Raw genomic sequence first — 16,173 nt, forward strand, 5'->3', positions numbered from 1 at the left:
GGGTGGGTCCGGTTGCGGGGGACGCCGTAAACCCATCCGTGGGGGCTTGGCCGCGGCATCCATGCCGCGGACACCCCCGCAACCGGACCCACCCCGCCTTCGACAGATTTCCGCAATCTGTCGGGATGGCATGGCCTGCTCTATGGCATGGCCTGCTCTTGGTGGGTGTCGACCTTGGTCGACACGAAGATCCGCGCCATGCGTGGATGAATCTCCGTCGAAATCGAATATTTCGACAATTGAACGTAGAACTCCACGCATGGCGTGGATCTACTGGCCACCGGGAAACTGTCGAAGACGGGGCGGTGTCGGATTGCGGGGTGTCAGCCGCATGGATGCGGCTGCCAAGCCCCCACGGATGGGTTTACGGCGTCCCCGCAATCCGACACCGCCCCGTCATCCCACGGAATGCCCGCTTTTGACGTTGACGTTGACGTTGATTCGGCGGGTGCCGGGCGCCGCCCGGCCGATCCCCCCTCAACCCGCCGGAGGGCAGTACGCCTTGATCGCCGCCTCGGCCAGGCCCTTCTGCGCGCTGCGCTGTTCCGGGGTAAGCGCGGTATCGGCCTTGCCATCGCCATCGGTGTCCTGCATCACCGGGCCGGTGCCTTCCAGCAGCGTCACGTTGGCGCGGGCGGTGCTGCATTGTTCCGGCACCGGCGCGGCGGCAGGCTCGGGGGCCGCGTCCGTCGCCGCTGTCCTGGCTTGGGCACGCGTCTCATACTTTGCCCCGGCCGGCGGCGTTTCCGAATACTGGGTCACGCCCTTGGCATCCTTCCACTTGTAGACAGGGCCGGCCAGCGCAGTGGTACTGGCCAACAGCAGCAGGCAACCCAGGCAGGACAGGGCACGCATGGCAAACTCCGCAGAATGGGCGTAGAACGCCGATTGCAGCATTGGCGCCGACCGCTGGCAAGTCGATTAAACTGGATTCCATGGACCCGATCACACCGCCGCCGCGCTCGCGCACGATTTACCTGCTGCCCAACCTGTTCACCACGGCTGGGCTGTTCTCTGGCTTCTACGCCATCATCGCCGCGGCCAACGGGGATTTCGTCAACGCCAGCATCGCCGTGTTCGTGGCGGCGGTGATGGACGGCCTCGATGGCCGTGTCGCGCGCCTGACCGGCACCAGCAGCGAGTTCGGCGTGCAGTACGACTCGCTGGCCGATCTGGTCAGCTTCGGCATGGCGCCCGCACTGGTGATGTATCACTGGTCCCTGTCGGAACTGAAATACGACGGTGAACTGGTCGGTCGCCTCGGCTGGGCGGTGGCGTTCCTGTACGCCGCCTGCGCGGCGCTGCGCCTGGCGCGCTTCAATACCCAGGTGGCCGTTGTCGACAAGCGCTGGTTCGTTGGCCTGGCCAGCCCGGCTGCCGCCGGCCTGATGATGTCCTTCGTCTGGGCCTTCGCCGATGGCACGCTGGGCTGGAACGGCAACGAGCTGCGCTTCGTGGCGTTGGCGGTGACCCTGGTCGCCGCACTGTTGATGGTCAGCCGCATCCGCTTCTGGAGCTTCAAGGGCGGCGCGGCCAAGCAGGGCGCGCGCTCGGACCGTGTCCCGTTCCTGGTGCTGGCACTGGTGCCGATCGCCATCGCCATCGCGGTGATCGACCTGCCCCGCGTGCTGTTCGTCGTCGGCATCCTGTACGCCCTGTCAGGCCCGGTGATGTGGGGCGTGCAGCGCCTGCGCAAGAAGCCCGAGGCGGCGTGAGCCAGGACCTGCCCGTGTTGTGGTCCCCGGCCCAGCAGGCCTGGCTGCAGGCCATGGGCTACACCGTCTATCACGACGGCCAGTTGGCCGCCGAAATGGACGCGGCACTGCAGCTGAGCGTGGCTGAAGCCGCAGCATCGGCACCCGTGCCGGTCGAGGCGACGCGCACGGCTCCACCTTCGATGCAGCACGCACCCAGCCAGCGCGGCGCGGCGCCGGAACCTCGGCCCGAGCGCGCGCCACCACGCACTGCCGTGCCGGTAGCGGCGCCGGACACCGTCCCGGCTGCGGCCCGTCCGCTGCCCACCGGCAACGCGCGCCAGCCGCTGGTGCGCCTGCCTGACCGCCTGCAGATCGCGCTGTTGCGTGCCTCGGGCTGCAATCCCAACGACCCCGCCACCCAGGCACTGATGGACAGCTGGCCGCTGGAGCAACTGCGTCGCGACCCCGCAGCCAAGCGCGCGTTGTGGCCGCAGCTGCGCGCGCTGCGCAAGGGCGGAACCGCATGAGTGCGGTCAGCCAGCCCGGCCCGGTGGCGCTGCGTGCGCTGCGCGAGAGCGATCTCAACGCGGTGATGGCCATCGAAGTGCGTGGCTACCCCTATCCCTGGACCCGCGGCATTTTCCTGGATTGCCTGCGTGCCGGTTACCCCGGCCTGGCCATGGAGCGCGATGGCCTGTTGATCGGCTATGGCGTGCTCAGCCTCGCTGCCGATGAAGCACATGTGCTGAACATCTGCATCGATCCGCTGGTGCAGTCGCGTGGGCTCGGCCGCCAGTTGCTGCGTGCGCTGGTCCGCCTGGCCGGTGATCGAGGCGCGCAGCGGGTGTTCCTGGAAGTGCGTCCGTCCAACACCCCGGCCCTGGCGCTGTATCACAGCGAAGGCTTCAACGAGATCGGCCGGCGTCCCCGCTACTACCCTGCTGCGCAGGGGCGCGAAGATGCGCTGGTGATGGCGATCGAGCTGGTGGACGGCGAGCTGGAGACAATGCCGCCGCTGTAATCGGCGTCGCGTGGCCGCTGCGCTCGCCGGGCATGGCCCGGCGCTACCGATGCGTTGTTTACGCCAGCCGCAGCGCCAGCACGCCAGCCACGATCAGCGCGGCCGCCACCCAGCGTGCACGCGGTACCCGCTCGCGCAGCAGGAACACCGAGATCAGCAGCGCGAACAGGATCGACGATTCGCGCAGCGCCGACACCATTGCCACCGGCACCTGGGTCATCGCCCAGAGCGCCATCGCATACGAGGTGGTGGTACCGATGCCGCCGGCCACGCCCAGCGGCCAGTGCTGGCGCGCATACGCCAGCAGCTTGCCGCGCTGCCGATGCAGCGCCCACAACGGCAACGGAATGCCCGACAGCAGGAACAGCCACAACGTGTAGCTCAGCGCATTGCCGGACAGTCGCGCGCCCTGCGCATCGACCAGGGTGTAGGTGGCGATCATTGCCGCCGTCAGCAATGGCAGCCGCAGCTGGCCGCCACGTGCGCCGCGGGCCATGCACAAGATGCCGCCACTCACCAGGAGGACACCGAGCCAGGCCGACGGCGGCAGGCGTTCGCCGAGCACGGCGCCGGCCAGCGCAACGAGGATGGGCGCGCAACCACGCATCATCGGATACGCCAGGCTCATGTCGACCTGTTGGTAGCAGCGTGCGACCAACGCGTAGTAGGTCACCTGCAGCAGCACCGAGACGGCCAACCACGGCCAGCTTGCGGCGGTGGGCATGGGCAGCAGGGGCAGGGCGATGGCCGACAGCAGTGCCGCGCTGCCGGTGACCAGCACCGTGCCGAGGAACTTGTCCGGCCCGCGTTTGACGATCGCGTTCCAGCTGGCGTGCAGTGCGGCGGCGGCGAGGACCAGCAGGAAGATGGAAAGCGGCATCAAGCGATGATGCCAAAAGGCAGGGGTGGGTGCCGACCTTAGTCGGCACATCGTTTTGCATGGCAGGTGCCAACCTGGGTTGGCACATCACAGCGGTGCGGACCAAGGTCCGCACCCACCCGGGAGGCGTTACAGCTTCGCGCGCTGTTCGCGCAGGCCGGCCAGCTGGTTGTTCCAGTCGACCAGGCGCACGCGTTCCTGCTCGATCACCGCCGGCGGAACCTTGTCGGAGAACTTGGCCAGCTTGGTCTCGCTCTTCTCCTGTTCGCCTTCCACGCGCTTGATCTCCTTGTCCAGGCGCGCGCGCTCGGCATCGAGATCAACCAGGCCTTCCAGCGGCACCAGCAGCTTCAGCTCACCGACGATCGCGGCGGCGGCCGGCGGCGCACTCTGTGCGTCGGCCAGCCACTGGATGCTGTCCAGCTTCAGCAGGAACGACAGCGAAGCGCTGAAGCGCTCGATGCGCTCGCGGTCCTGGCTCTGCCCGGCATGTTCCTGGCCGGCCAGCAGGCGCAGCGGCACCAGCCTGGAGGGGGCAACGTTCAGTTCGCTGCGCACGCGGCGCACCGCACTGATCACCGCCTTCAACCATTCCACGTCGGCCTCGGCCTGGGTGAAGTCGCCCTCGAATTCGGCGGCGGTCGGGTACGGCCGCAGCGACAGCGTGGTTTCGGCCAGGCCCAGGCGCGGTGCCAGCTGCTGCCACAGCTGTTCGGTGATGAACGGGGTCAGCGGGTGCAGCAGGCGCAGCAGCGCTTCCAGCACGTACAGCAGGGTGTGGCGGGTGCTGTCGGCGTCGGCGGCATCGGCGCCGTTCAATGCCGGCTTGCTCAGCTCCAGGAACCAATCGCAGAACTCGTTCCAGGCGAATTCGTACAGGCACTGCGCCAACAGGTCGAAGCGATAGGCGGCGAAATGACCCTGCGCTTCGGCGGTGGTAGCGGCCAGGCGCGAGAGGATCCAGCGCTCGGCATCGGTACGCGGCGTCGGCACGCCGGTGAACGCCGCACCTTCGGTGTTCATAAGAGTGAAGCGGCTGGCGTTCCACAGCTTGTTGCAGAAATTCTTGTAGCCCTCGGCGCGGTTCATGTCGAACTTGATGTCGCGGCCATGGGTGGCCAGCGCGGCGATGGTGAAACGCAGCGCATCGGCACCATGGGCGGCGATCCCGTCCGGGAACTCCTTGCGCGTGGCCTTCTCGATCTTCTCGACCATGCGCGGCTGCATCAGCCCGCCGGTGCGCTTGGCCACCAGATCATCGATGGTGATGCCGTCGATGATGTCCAGCGGGTCGAGCACGTTGCCCTTGCTCTTGGACATCTTCTGGCCCTGGCCGTCGCGGATCAGGCCGGTGAAGTAGACGTCCTTGAACGGGATCTTCCCGGTCAGGTTGTCGGTGGCCATGATCATGCGCGCCACCCAGAAGAAGATGATGTCGAAGCCGGTGATCAGCACCGACGACGGCAGGTAGCGGTCGAAACCGCGCTCGGCCATCGCCTGCTCGTTCGGCCAGCCCAGGGTGGAGAACGGCCACAGCTGCGAGGAGAACCAGGTCTCCAGCACGTCGCTTTCCTGGCTCAGCACGACGTCGCTGCCGAGATTGTTTTTCGCCCGCACCTCGTCTTCGCTGCGGCCGACGTAGCAGCTGCCGGTGGCGGCATCGAACCATGCGGGAATGCGGTGGCCCCACCACAGCTGGCGGCTGATGCACCAATCCTGGATGTTGGTCATCCAGTGGCGGTAGGTGTTGATCCAGTTCGGCGGCACGAAGGAGATGCTGCCGTTCTCGACCAGCTCCAGGCCACGCTTGGCCAGCTCGTCCATCTTCACGAACCACTGGTCGGTCAGGTACGGCTCGATCACCTGGCCGGTACGGTCGCCGCGCGGCACCTGCAGCTTGTGCGCCTTGGTCTCGACCAGGATGCCCAGGTCTTCCAGTTCAGCCAGCACGGCCTTGCGCGCGTCGTAACGGTCCAGCCCCTGGAAACGTTCCGGCGCGTTGTCGTTGATCGCGGCCACCGGCGTGAACAGGTTGATCATCGGCAGGCTGTGGCGCACGCCCACCTGGTAATCGTTGAAGTCATGCGCCGGGGTGACCTTGACCACGCCGGTACCGAACGCACGGTCCACGTAGTCATCGGCGATCACCGGCACGCGGCGGCCGGTCAGCGGCAGCACCACGCTCTTGCCGATCAGGTGCAGGTAACGCTCGTCTTCCGGATGCACCATCACCGCGGTGTCGCCCAGCAGGGTTTCCGGGCGGGTGGTGGCGACCACCAGGTAATCGCGGGTTTCGCGCAGGGTCTCGACGCCGTCGGCATCGCGCTCGACGTGCTCGTAGCTCAGGCCTTCATCCAGCTGGTAGGCGATCGACCACAGGAAACCCTCTTCCTCGGCGCTCTCCACTTCCAGGTCCGAGATCGCCGTCTTCAGCACCGGATCCCAGTTGACCAGGCGCTGGCCACGGTAGATCAGGCCCTGCTCGTGCCAGCGCACGAAGGCTTCGATCACCGCTTCGGACGGCTGCGGGTCCATGGTGAAGGTGCTGCGCGACCAGTCGGCCGAGGTGCCCAGGCGGCGCATCTGCCGTTCGATGATGTCACCGGACTGCTGCTTCCACTCCCACACCTTGCCGATGAAGCCCTCGCGGCCCAGCGAATCGCGGGTTTCGCCGTTGCCTTCCAGCGCCAGGTTGCGGCTGACCACCATCTCGGTGGCGATGCCGGCGTGGTCGGTACCGACCTGCCACAGCGTGTCGTAGCCGCGCATGCGGTGGTAGCGCACCAGCGCATCCATCAGGGTCTGCTGGAAGGCATGGCCCATGTGCAGGGTGCCGGTCACGTTCGGCGGCGGCAGCAGGATGGTGTACGGCTCGCCCTTGCCGGACGGCTTGAAATGGCCGGCCTTCTCCCAGGCCTCGTAGAGGTCGGTCTCGAAGGACTTCGGGTCGTAGCTGGAGGCGAGTTGGGTCATGCGGGGGAACCAGTCATCAAGGCGGGAAGGGAGATCAGCGCGACCCGAGGGTGCGCCGGATCTTCTGGTCGGTGTGGTACTGGCTGACCGAATAGGCAGCCCAGATCGCGGCGGGCAGCCAGCCGATCAGGGTGATCTGCAGGATCAGGCAGACGATGCCGGCAAACGGCCGGCCGATGGTGAAAAAGGACAGCCAGGGAAGAATCAGGGCGATCAGCAGGCGCATCAAGGGGTCCTCGCAGGGCTTACATGTCGTGCTTGTTCAGGTCGTAGCCGGCGGTCTTGTACTGGCGCCAGCGCTCGCGCAGCGGTTCGCGCGCTTCCGGATCGGCCGGGACCACTTCCAGCACGCGCTCGCACTGGCCCAGCCAGGGTTCGTCGCGCAGGTTGATCACCAGCGGCCGCACGGGCGCCTCGCCGCCGGGCGGGGCGATCAGTACCAGGGCTTCTTCCTCGTCCACGTCCTCACCTACGATCTGGTGCGGAATGTAGGCATCGTCGTCGAATGACCAGAGAAGTTCGTCAAGTTCTTCGGCCTGGGCCTGGTCGCGGGCGAGGACCAGGGTGAACAACCCGGCGTCGTTGGCCTTGCGCGCCAGCTCGCAGACCAGGCGCAACGGCTCGGTCAGGAAACGGGGCTTGGCGATCAGGTAGAAGTCGGCGCGGGGCATGGCGGCATCCAGGTGAGGCAGGTGCCGATCCATGCCGGGTGGCGGCTGGACCGGCGAGGCCCCGGCCGGCGGTTGCCGGCCAGGGTCAGGTACAGCGTCAGGCGCGGGCGACCTGGTCCAGCAACCACTGGCTCAGCAGGCCGACCGGACGGCCGGTGGCCATGCCACGCTTGCCTTCATCGCTGGCCACGCCGGCGATGTCCAGATGGGCCCAGCGCTGGCCTTCGGCGAAGCGCGACAGGAAGCAGCCGGCGGTGATGGCACCGGCCCAGCGGCCGCCGATGTTGTAGACGTCGGCGAAGCTGGAATCCAGCATCGGCTGGTACTCGTCCCACAGCGGCAGGCGCCAGGCGCGGTCGAAGACCTGCTCGCCAGCAGCCAGCAGCTCGTTGGCCAGGTCGTCGTGCTTGCTCATCAGGCCTGCGGTCTGGTGGCCGAGGGCGACCATGCAGGCACCGGTCAGGGTGGCCACATCGACCAGCGCCTGCGGCTCGAAGCGCTGCGCGTAGGTCAGTGCGTCGCACAGGATCAGGCGGCCTTCGGCGTCGGTGTTGCCCACTTCGATGGTCTTGCCCGACATCGAGGTGATGACGTCGGACGGACGGTAGGCATTGCCGTCGATGGCGTTTTCCACCGCCGGGACTACCACCACAAGATTCAACGGCAGCTTGGCCTTGACCGCGGCGACGAAGGTGCCGATGACGTTGGCGCCACCGCACATGTCGTACTTCATCTCTTCGATGCCGCCCTGGGTCTTCAGGTTGACGCCACCGGTATCGAAGGTGATGCCCTTGCCGACCAGCACGTAGGGCTTGGCGTCGCCGCCATTGCTCCACTTCAGCACGACCAGACGCGGGCGGTTTGCCGAGCCACGGGCCACGGCCAGCAGCGAGCCCATGCCCAGCGCTTCCATCTGGGTCTCGTCGAGGATCTCGGCTTCGGCACCGTCATGCTCGCCGGCGAATTTCACGCCCACTTCAGCCAGATAGGCCGGGGTGCAGTAGTTCGGCGGCAGGTTGCCCAGCTCGCGGGCGAACTCGACACCGGCGGCGATGGCCTGGCCCTGGGCCAGGGCCTGTGCGTCATCACCGGCGATGGCCAGCTGGGCCAGGCCGGCATCCTCGGCCTTCTTCTTGCCCAGGGTGGCGGTGTAGCGGTAGGCCGCGTGGTCGGCGGCGATCACCGCCTGGCGGATCGCCCAGGCCGCGTCGCGGTCCTTCACTGCCACTTCGGACAGGGTGAACAGTGCGCTGCGGGCAGCGCCGGCCTTCAGCGCGCGCACGGCATCGCCGACCGCCTTCAGGTACTGCGGCACGCCGAAGCGGGCGGCATCGCCGAGGCCGACCACCAGCACGCGCGGGGCGGTCACGCCCGGCAGGTCGTGCAGCAGGGTGGTGGCGCCGGTCTTGCCGGACAGGTCGCCGCGCTGGGCCAGGGCGGCCAGGCGGCCACCGCTTGCAGCATCCAGTGCCTGCGCGGACGCAGTCAGGGTATGGTCGGCATAGGCGCCGACGACGATGCAGTCAACGGCGGCCGAAGCCGCAGCGAGGTGGTTCAGGGTGAATTCGAGAGCCATTGAGCAGATTCCATTGGCAAGTCCGTACAATCGCGGACCGTTTACGCCCAGACGCTAGACTGGGCGGCACCGCGAACGAACCTGAGAGTTTAAACCACCGCCCCATGTTGAAGCTCGACCGCTATCTATTGGGCGATTTCGTCCAGAGTTTCCTGGCTACCCTGATCGTCCTGCTGGTGGTCAGCGTGGGCGGCGTGCTGGTGGACATCCTCGGCAACATCGCCGACGGGCGGCTGCCGGCCAAGCTGCTGTTCTCGCAGCTGGGCCTGCAGTTCATCGTCTACATGCCGCTGATCCTGCCGCTGGCACTGATGCTGGGCCTGCTGCTGGCCATCGCCCGCCTCTACCGCGACTCGGAAATGGCGGTCATCACCGCCATCGGTGTCGGCCCCCGGCGCCTGCTCAAGCCCCTGCTGATGCTGGTGCTGCCGGTGATCGCGGTGGTCGGTGCCTGTTCGCTGTGGCTCGGCCCCTGGGCCGGGCGCACCGCCGAACAGATGGTGCAGGACGCCAACCGCAGCGTGCTGATGGCCGGCCTGGAGCCGGGCCGGTTCACCCCGCTGCCCAATGGCGGGGTGGTCTATGTCGCCTCGATCTCGCCCGATGGCAGCCAGCTGGGCCGGGTGTTCCTGCAGCGGCAGAAGGAGGATCGCCTTGAAGTGGTGTCCGCCGCCAGCGGCCGCATGTACTTCGAAGGCGCCCGCCAGCGTTTCCTCGAACTGGATGATGGCCACCAGCTGGAAGGGCCGGCGGCCGGCGCACTGGACTACCGCCTGGCGACCTTCGCCCGCAACGACGTGGCGCTGCCCGACGGCAGTGAGGCCCGCAAGAGTGATGACCCCGAACTGATGCCGACCACCGCGTTGTTCGGTGACAAGCGCCCCGAGGCCCAGGCACAGCTGCACCGTCGCCTGGCGCCGCCGCTGATCGCACTGGCCTTTGCCCTGCTGACCGTGCCGCTGGGACGCAGTTCGCCGCGCCAGCAGCGCTATGGGCGGATGATGCTGGCCCTGATGGCCTACATGGTCGGTACCAACCTGATGTTCATCGGCAGTGGCTGGATCGCCAATGGCCAGATTCCGCCGGCGCTTGGCCTGTGGTGGCTGACCCTGCCGCTGCTGGCACTGGCGATCTGGATGTACGCGCGTGACGGCCGCATGGCCCGCCCGAAGGGAGCCCGCGCATGATGCTGCGGCCGATGCGTTTCGATCTGTACCTGGGTCGGGCAGTGCTGGGTACCGTGCTGCTGACCTGGGCGGTGCTGGTGGGCCTGGACGTGCTGATGGCCTTCTCCGGTGAGTTCAAGGACATCGGCAAGAACGGCTATTCGTTGGGCCATGCTGCCGCCTGGGTGCTGTACACCGTGCCGCGCCGGGCCTACACGATGTTCCCGACCGCGGCGGTGATCGGCGCGCTGATGGGCCTGGGCCAGTTGGCCGCGACCTCGGAGCTGACGGCGCTGCGCGCGCTGGGCCTGTCGCGCAAGCGCCTGAGCGTGTCGGTGGCGATCGCCCTGTCGCTGCTGACCGGGCTGATGGTGATCAGCGCCGAGACCCTGGGGCCGTGGGGCCAGAACCGCGCCGATTCGCTGAAGATGAGTGCCAAGTGGGGCACCGACATGGCGGTGGCGCGTTACTCCGGCCTGTGGGCGCGTGAAGGTGACACGTTCCTCAACGCACAGAGTGGCGAAGAACAGCTGGTCGGCGACAAGGGCACCCGGCTGATTCTGCGTGACGTGCGCCTGTACAAGATCGACGAAGAGGGTCGGATCGGTACGCTGACCCATGCGGCCACCGCCGAGCATGACAAGGATGGCTGGGTGTTGACCGGCGTGCGCCGTGACACCTTCGGCGAGCGCTCGGCAACGCGCCAGGAAGCGGCCCGTGAGCCGTGGAATTCCAAGCTGGATGCCGGCGCCCTGGCCACCGGCATCGCCAAGCCGCGCAACCTCAGCGTGTCCGAGCTGAGCACCAGCATCGCCTACCGCGAGCGCAACGGGCTGGATGCGCGCGACTACGAGGATGTGTACTGGAGCCGCTGGTTCTATCCGTTGAATGTGCTGGCGCTGTGCCTGGCGGCGGTGCCGTTCGCGTTCGGTTCGCTGCGCAGTGGCGGCATGGGCAAGCGCTTGTTCCTGGGCATCCTGTTCGCGCTGGCGTTCTGGCTGCTGCAGCTGTTCTTCGGCCGCATGGCCGGTGCGCTCAAGTTCGACTACCGCATTGCCTATGCGCTGCCGCCGATCGTGATGCTGGCGGTGTCCGGGTTGTTGTTCCGGCGCAAATCGGGCTGATTCCGGTAGCGCCGGGCCATGCCCGGCGAAGGTGTGCGATATCCCGCGTCCGCCGGGCATGGCCCGGCGCTGCCAGGACAGGTCAGCGCTTCGGCATCCGCAGCAGCTGCGTGGCACTCGCGCGGTCGTGCCAGGTCAGCCGCTGGCGATCCACCAAGGCCCACCAGAAGCCCAATCCGCCCAGCAGCAACGACAGCGTGGCCACCGCGAAGCGCAGCCACAGCTGGCCGCGTCGCAACGGCGTGCCATCGCGTGATTCCAGCTTCAAGCGCCACGGGCGCATGCCCAGCGTCTGCCCACCGCGCCGCCAGCTGGCGGTGGCATACCACCCGGTCATACCCCAGCACACCGCCCACAGCAGCCATTGCCAGGCACTGAAAGGCGCGATGTTGTCGCGCTGCGCATGGCCACTGAACGTATAGGCCAGGGTGAAGGCCGTGCCGGCCAGCATCCACAAGGCCAGCACCGGCAGCGCGTCATAGATCATCGCCAGCAGGCGCCACAGCAGCAGCGCGCGCGGGCGGGGCGTATCAGCGGCGACGTGGGCCGCATCGGTGGCGGGGCTCGACATGTGCCGAGCATACGCAATGCTGGCCGTGCCCGCAGTTGGCCTCGTATCCTGCGTGCATGGTCGTCACTTCCACCCCCGCCGAACGTCGTCAGCTGGTCCAGCAATTGCCCGAGCTGCGCGGCGAGGACAGCCAGCGCATCCAGCGCTTCCTCGATGCGATCTGGGCCGAGCACGGTCTGGCCCGCGCCACCCTGGACAGCTATCGCCGCGACCTTGAAGGCCTGGCGCGCTGGTGTGACGGGCGCGACGGTGGTCTGGCCGGTATTGAACGTGCCGGTCTGTTCGATTACCTGGCCTGGCGCACCCGCCACAACTGGTCGCCGCGCAGCAACGCGCGGTTGCTGTCGGCGCTGCGTGCATTCTTCGCCGATGCCGTGCGGCGTGGCGAACGCAGCGAGGATCCCAGCGCACTGCTGGACCCGCCGAAGCTGCCACGGCTGCTGCCCAAGGCACTGGCAGAGAGCCAGATCGACGCGCTGCTGGCGGCACCGGATATCGACAGTCCGCTCGGCCTGCGCGACCGCGCCATGCTGGAGCTGATGTATGCCGCCGGGCTGCGGGTGAGCGAGCTGGTGCTGTTGCCCGCCACCGCGGTGAACCTGCGCCAGGGCGTGCTGCGGGTGACCGGCAAGGGCAGCAAGGAACGCCTGGTGCCGCTGGGCGAGGAGTCGCAGTACTGGCTGGAACGCTACCTGCAGCAGTCGCGACCGCAGCTGGTGGGGAAGGGCAAGGTGCAGGCGCTGGCCGACGGGCAGACGCCCCTGTTCATCGAACCGGCGCTGCATGGCTTGACCCGCCAGGCCTTCTGGCACCTGGTCAAGCGATACGCGGCGGTGGCCGGTATAGACCCGGCGCGGATCAGTCCGCATGGCCTGCGGCACAGTTTCGCCACCCACCTGCTGAACCGTGGCGCCGACCTGCGCGCGCTGCAGATGCTGCTGGGCCACAGCTCGCTGTCCACCACGCAGATCTACACGCTGGTCGCACGCGAACACCTGCGGAAACTGCACGCCCGCCATCATCCACGCGGCTGAGCCCGCGGCTGAACCCCTGCCGGGCCTGTGCGCGGCATCGCGGACCGCTCAGGATGGCTGTGTCAGAATCCGGGGTCTTCTTTCTGCTGCGGACTGCTCCATGCTCCGATTCGCCATCGCCGCCGTGTTCGGCGCGCTCAGCCTGAGTGCCTGCGCCCAGCCCGCCCCGCCCGCCGCAAAGGCCCCCGCTGCAGCGGCAGCCAAGGCCGGCCCTGCCGCCACGGCCAATGCTCCGGCCGAGCAGGCCGTGCGCAAGGCGCTGACCGAGCTCAACCCCGGCTTCCAGGTGGACTACATCGGTGCCGCGCCCTTCCCGGGCTTCCGTGAAGTGGTGGTCTCCGGCCAGCTGCTGTACGTCTCCGACGACGGCCGCTACCTGTTCCAGTCGCAGCCCTACGACACCCGCGCCAAGAGCCCGGCCAACAGCGAAGGCCTGCTGGGCTACCGTCGCGACCTGCTGGCCAAGGCCAACCATGGCGACCGCATCGTGTTCGCCGCGCCGAACGCGAAGTACACCATCAGCGTGTTCACCGACATCGAATGCGGCTACTGCCGCAAGCTGCACCAGGACATCGCCGAGCTCAACCGCAACGGCATCACCGTCGAATACCTGGCCTTCCCGCGCATGGGGCTGGGCAGCAAGGATTACACCGACATGATCTCGGTCTGGTGCGCGGCCGATCGCCGCCAGGCGCTGACCAATGCCAAGCGTGGTGGCACGGTGGCAGCGAAGAACTGCACCAACCCGGTGGCGATGCAGTACGCCCTGGGCCAGCAGTTGGGCGTGAATGGCACGCCGGCGATCTTCGCGCCCGATGGCACCCAGCTCGGCGGCTACCTGCCGCCGGCGCAGTTGCGTGCTGCGCTGGAGAAGCTGTCGGCCAAGCGCTGATTGAAACGCCGCCGGGCATGGCCCGGCGCTACCGTGGATGGGTGGGTAGCGCCGGGCCATGCCCGGCGGATGCATCAGACAGAAAGCCGGGGACGCAGTGCGCCCCCGGCTTTTTTTTACTTCAACCCATCACTGACCGCCTTGGTCAGCGTGCCCTGCGCATCGTCGCCGCTGAACTCCCAGACGAATGCACCGCCCAGTCCCTGGGTCTTCACGTAGCCCATCTTGCGGGTGATGTTGGCCGGGGTATCGAAGCTCCACAGCGTGCTGCCGTTGTAGATCCAGGTGGCACCGGCGGTGTTGTCGGTGTAGCTCGGCCACGCCAGGTTCTTCAGCACCTTCCAGTCTTCGATGCCGGCCTCGTAGGTACCCGGTGCCGCACCGGTGGCGCTCTGGTACAGGCCGTTGTTGGCGTTGGTCACCCCGGTCCAGCCGCGCCCGTAGTAACCGATGCCCAGGTTGAGCTTGGCGGCGGGAACACCACGGCTGATGAAGGCCTCGATGGCGTCGTTGCTGTTGTACAGCTTCTGGTCGCCGGTGGATGGATCATTCGGCGAATCGAACAGCGCCGACTGGTGATTGGTCTTCGCATCCCACGCGCCGTGGAAGTCGTAGGTCATCACGTTGATGTAGTCCAGGTACGGGTGGTACGCGGCCGGATCGGTGACGCGGATCTTGTCGATGCCGGCGCCGACCGCCACCGTCAGCAGCAGGCCCGGACGCACCGCATCGAGCTGGCGGCGGAATTCGGCCATCAGCGCGGTGAAGTTGGCGTTGTCCTCGGGCGTGCCGCAGGCGATACCGCAGGCCACCGGGTATTCCCAGTCGATGTCGATGCCATCGAACACCCCCAGCGCCGCACCGGGGCCACCGGCACCATCGGTCACCGGCAGATTGCCCTTGATGTAGGCGTCGATGCACGAGGCGACGAAGGCCTGGCGGTTGGCCGGTTGCGCCGCGCTGGAGAAGCCGCGCGACCAGGTCCAGCCACCCAGCGAGATCAGCACCTTCATGCCCGGGTACTTGGCCTTGAGCTGCTTGAGCTGGTTCCAGTTGCCGCGCAGCGGCTGGTCCCAGGTATCGGCGCTGCCGCTCACGCTTTCGCCGGCACCGAAGGCCTTGGTGTAGTCGGCGAAGGCATCGCCGCCGGCGCCGCTGTTCGGATCCGACGCCTGGGTGACGCCCACTTCGCAGCGGTTGTTGCGCACGTTGCCGAAGGCGTAATTGATGTGGGTCAGGCGCGCGGCCGAACCGCTGCTGTCGATGTTCTTGACCCGGTAGTTGCGGCCGTAGATGCCCCACTGGGTGAAGTAACCGATGACCCGCTTGCCGGTGGTGCCACCGTCGCCGGCCAGGGTGCTGGCGGTCACTGCCGTGCCCTGTGCCGACGCATTGCCGGCGTTGTCGCGGGCACGCACGCGGTAGCTGTAGCTGGTCGATGCAGTCAGGCCGCCATCGACATAGCTGGCGCTGGACGGCGAGCCGACCAGGCTGCCATTGCGGTACACGTCGTAGCCAGCCAGGCCGCTGCCGCCGGTGTTGTCGGTGGACGGGCTCCAGCTCAGGGCGATGCTGTTGGCGGTGCGGGTACCCACGGCCAGGCCACCGGGCACGCTGGGCGCGGTGGTATCGCCACTGGCTGCGTTGACGGTGATGGTGATGGTCGCGGTGCTGGCGGTGGCATTGTTGTTGTCGGTGGCGACCGCGCGCAGGGTGTGGCTGCCGGCGCTGGCGTTGGCCCAGCTGGCGCTGTACGGCGCGCTGGTGTCGATGCCCAGCGAACTGCCATCGCGGAAGAACTCGACCTTGCTGACGCTGCCGTCCGCATCACTGGCGTTGGCGGTCACGTTGACCGTGCTGCCGGCGCTGAAGGTGGCGCCGTTGGCCGGCGAGGTCAGGCTGACCACCGGCGGCTGGTTGGTCCCGCCGCCGTCGCAGGCGCCGAGGTTGGTGTAGTAGGGCGCCCCGGCCGGATGGTCCGGCGGCGCGTTCCAGATGTCCTGGTTCGCCCGGTAGAGGACCCCTCCCTTCTGCAGGGTGTCGCCACTGCGGTAGATCTTGGCCTGGTCCCATTCGGCCACGCCAGCACAGCTGGCGGCCTGGGCCAGGCCGGGCAGGGCGACCGCCCCGGCCAGGGCCAGCAACCAGGCCAGACGGCGCGGGCGACAGCGATGAAGGGAAGGGTGGGCACTGCGTACATCGGCACTCTGCACAAGCGGGTCGTACATGGTGTGTCTCCGATCGATGGTTGGCGCGCGGGCCAAGACGGCGCCGCACGTAACGCAGGGTCCGGACGTCACCCGGGAAGGCGACGGAGGGGGCGGACGGAGGTACCTGGTGGGCCGGGGAGAGAGTCCGGCGCCAGGTGGGGACAACGTTGTCATCAATTGCGTGGTCAATCCGTGAGCGAGTGCATGGTTCGGGGATTTGGCGGAGAGCGGCGCTGGCGCGCGGTCGGCGGCCAGCGGCGGAGCCCCCTCGTGGCTGGGGTTGGTCGTTTACGTGTCTCTTCTACACATCTGGCGCTGCTGACGAATAGGGAGGTGTAGATCTGGGCGGTCGCCGTAT

General features: G+C 67.7%; 15 protein-coding genes. 7 read left to right on the top strand and 8 right to left on the bottom strand.

What is annotated here, in order from left to right; all coding sequences use genetic code 11:
- Window positions 1-477 precede the first annotated feature (477 nt).
- The gene (locus BW38_RS05565) at window positions 478-855 is read right to left on the bottom strand and encodes a DUF4124 domain-containing protein (protein ID WP_025879366.1); all 378 of its coding nucleotides are present in this window, start codon (window positions 853-855) and stop codon (window positions 478-480) included.
- Window positions 856-935: 80 nt separating this feature from the next.
- Between BW38_RS05565 and pssA the strand changes: the two genes are divergently transcribed.
- The 3 genes from pssA to rimI are packed head-to-tail and all read left to right on the top strand — an operon-like array spanning window position 936 to window position 2,718.
- A complete protein-coding gene (pssA, locus tag BW38_RS05560; protein WP_025879365.1) occupies window positions 936-1,715 on the top strand; it encodes a CDP-diacylglycerol--serine O-phosphatidyltransferase in 780 nt (259 codons plus the stop codon).
- Window positions 1,712-2,224 (top strand): hypothetical protein, encoded by a 513-nt coding sequence (locus BW38_RS05555; RefSeq protein ID WP_032977246.1) that lies wholly within the window; start codon window positions 1,712-1,714, stop codon window positions 2,222-2,224. The genes pssA and BW38_RS05555 overlap by 4 nt, the downstream gene beginning before the upstream one ends.
- Window positions 2,221-2,718 carry a ribosomal protein S18-alanine N-acetyltransferase gene (rimI, locus tag BW38_RS05550; protein ID WP_032952160.1) on the top strand — a complete coding sequence of 166 codons (498 nt, stop codon included), beginning with the start codon at window positions 2,221-2,223 and terminating at the stop codon, window positions 2,716-2,718. The genes BW38_RS05555 and rimI overlap by 4 nt, the downstream gene beginning before the upstream one ends.
- 58 nt (window positions 2,719-2,776) lie before the next feature.
- On the opposite strand, the gene BW38_RS05545 is transcribed toward rimI, so the two are convergent.
- The 5 genes from BW38_RS05545 to BW38_RS05525 form a co-directional block, all read right to left on the bottom strand.
- Window positions 2,777-3,598 carry an EamA family transporter gene (locus BW38_RS05545; RefSeq protein ID WP_032977248.1) on the bottom strand — a complete coding sequence of 274 codons (822 nt, stop codon included), beginning with the start codon at window positions 3,596-3,598 and terminating at the stop codon, window positions 2,777-2,779.
- Window positions 3,599-3,727: 129 nt separating this feature from the next.
- Entirely contained in the window at window positions 3,728-6,571 is a 2,844-nt protein-coding gene (locus BW38_RS05540; protein WP_032977250.1) for a valine--tRNA ligase, read from the bottom strand.
- A gap of 34 nt (window positions 6,572-6,605) precedes the next feature.
- Window positions 6,606-6,797: a YqaE/Pmp3 family membrane protein gene (locus BW38_RS05535; protein WP_025879360.1), complete on the bottom strand. Its 192-nt coding sequence runs from the start codon at window positions 6,795-6,797 to the stop codon at window positions 6,606-6,608.
- A 19-nt stretch (window positions 6,798-6,816) separates the two neighbouring features.
- Window positions 6,817-7,242, bottom strand: a complete 426-nt coding sequence (locus tag BW38_RS05530; protein WP_025879359.1) for a DNA polymerase III subunit chi — start codon at window positions 7,240-7,242, stop codon at window positions 6,817-6,819.
- Between the two features lie 97 nt (window positions 7,243-7,339).
- Window positions 7,340-8,818 (bottom strand): leucyl aminopeptidase, encoded by a 1,479-nt coding sequence (locus BW38_RS05525; RefSeq protein ID WP_032977252.1) that lies wholly within the window; start codon window positions 8,816-8,818, stop codon window positions 7,340-7,342.
- Window positions 8,819-8,922: 104 nt separating this feature from the next.
- Here BW38_RS05525 and lptF point away from each other — a divergent pair, with 104 nt between their 5' ends.
- Both lptF and lptG read left to right on the top strand, forming a co-directional pair.
- Window positions 8,923-10,005: an LPS export ABC transporter permease LptF gene (gene lptF / locus BW38_RS05520; protein WP_032977254.1), complete on the top strand. Its 1,083-nt coding sequence runs from the start codon at window positions 8,923-8,925 to the stop codon at window positions 10,003-10,005.
- A complete protein-coding gene (gene lptG / locus BW38_RS05515) occupies window positions 10,002-11,108 on the top strand; it encodes an LPS export ABC transporter permease LptG (RefSeq protein WP_025879356.1) in 1,107 nt (368 codons plus the stop codon). The genes lptF and lptG overlap by 4 nt, the downstream gene beginning before the upstream one ends.
- A gap of 82 nt (window positions 11,109-11,190) precedes the next feature.
- Here the strand turns inward: lptG and BW38_RS05510 are convergent, their stop codons facing one another.
- Window positions 11,191-11,679, bottom strand: coding sequence for an RDD family protein (locus tag BW38_RS05510; protein ID WP_032977256.1), 489 nt, complete (start codon window positions 11,677-11,679; stop codon window positions 11,191-11,193).
- A gap of 56 nt (window positions 11,680-11,735) precedes the next feature.
- Here BW38_RS05510 and xerD point away from each other — a divergent pair, with 56 nt between their 5' ends.
- Window positions 11,736-12,713 carry a site-specific tyrosine recombinase XerD gene (gene xerD, locus BW38_RS05505; protein ID WP_032977257.1) on the top strand — a complete coding sequence of 326 codons (978 nt, stop codon included), beginning with the start codon at window positions 11,736-11,738 and terminating at the stop codon, window positions 12,711-12,713.
- Window positions 12,714-12,813: 100 nt separating this feature from the next.
- The gene (locus BW38_RS05500; RefSeq protein WP_032977259.1) at window positions 12,814-13,605 is read left to right on the top strand and encodes a thioredoxin fold domain-containing protein; all 792 of its coding nucleotides are present in this window, start codon (window positions 12,814-12,816) and stop codon (window positions 13,603-13,605) included.
- A 116-nt stretch (window positions 13,606-13,721) separates the two neighbouring features.
- Here BW38_RS05500 and BW38_RS05495 read toward each other — a convergent pair whose 3' ends face one another.
- On the bottom strand, window positions 13,722-15,833 hold the full coding sequence (locus BW38_RS05495; RefSeq protein ID WP_032977261.1) for a glycosyl hydrolase family 18 protein: 2,112 nt from the start codon (window positions 15,831-15,833) through the stop codon (window positions 13,722-13,724).
- Between the last annotated feature and the right edge of the window lie 340 nt (window positions 15,834-16,173).

The organism is Stenotrophomonas sp. RIT309 (assembly GCF_000632045.1).
Classification (GTDB): domain Bacteria; phylum Pseudomonadota; class Gammaproteobacteria; order Xanthomonadales; family Xanthomonadaceae; genus Stenotrophomonas; species Stenotrophomonas indicatrix.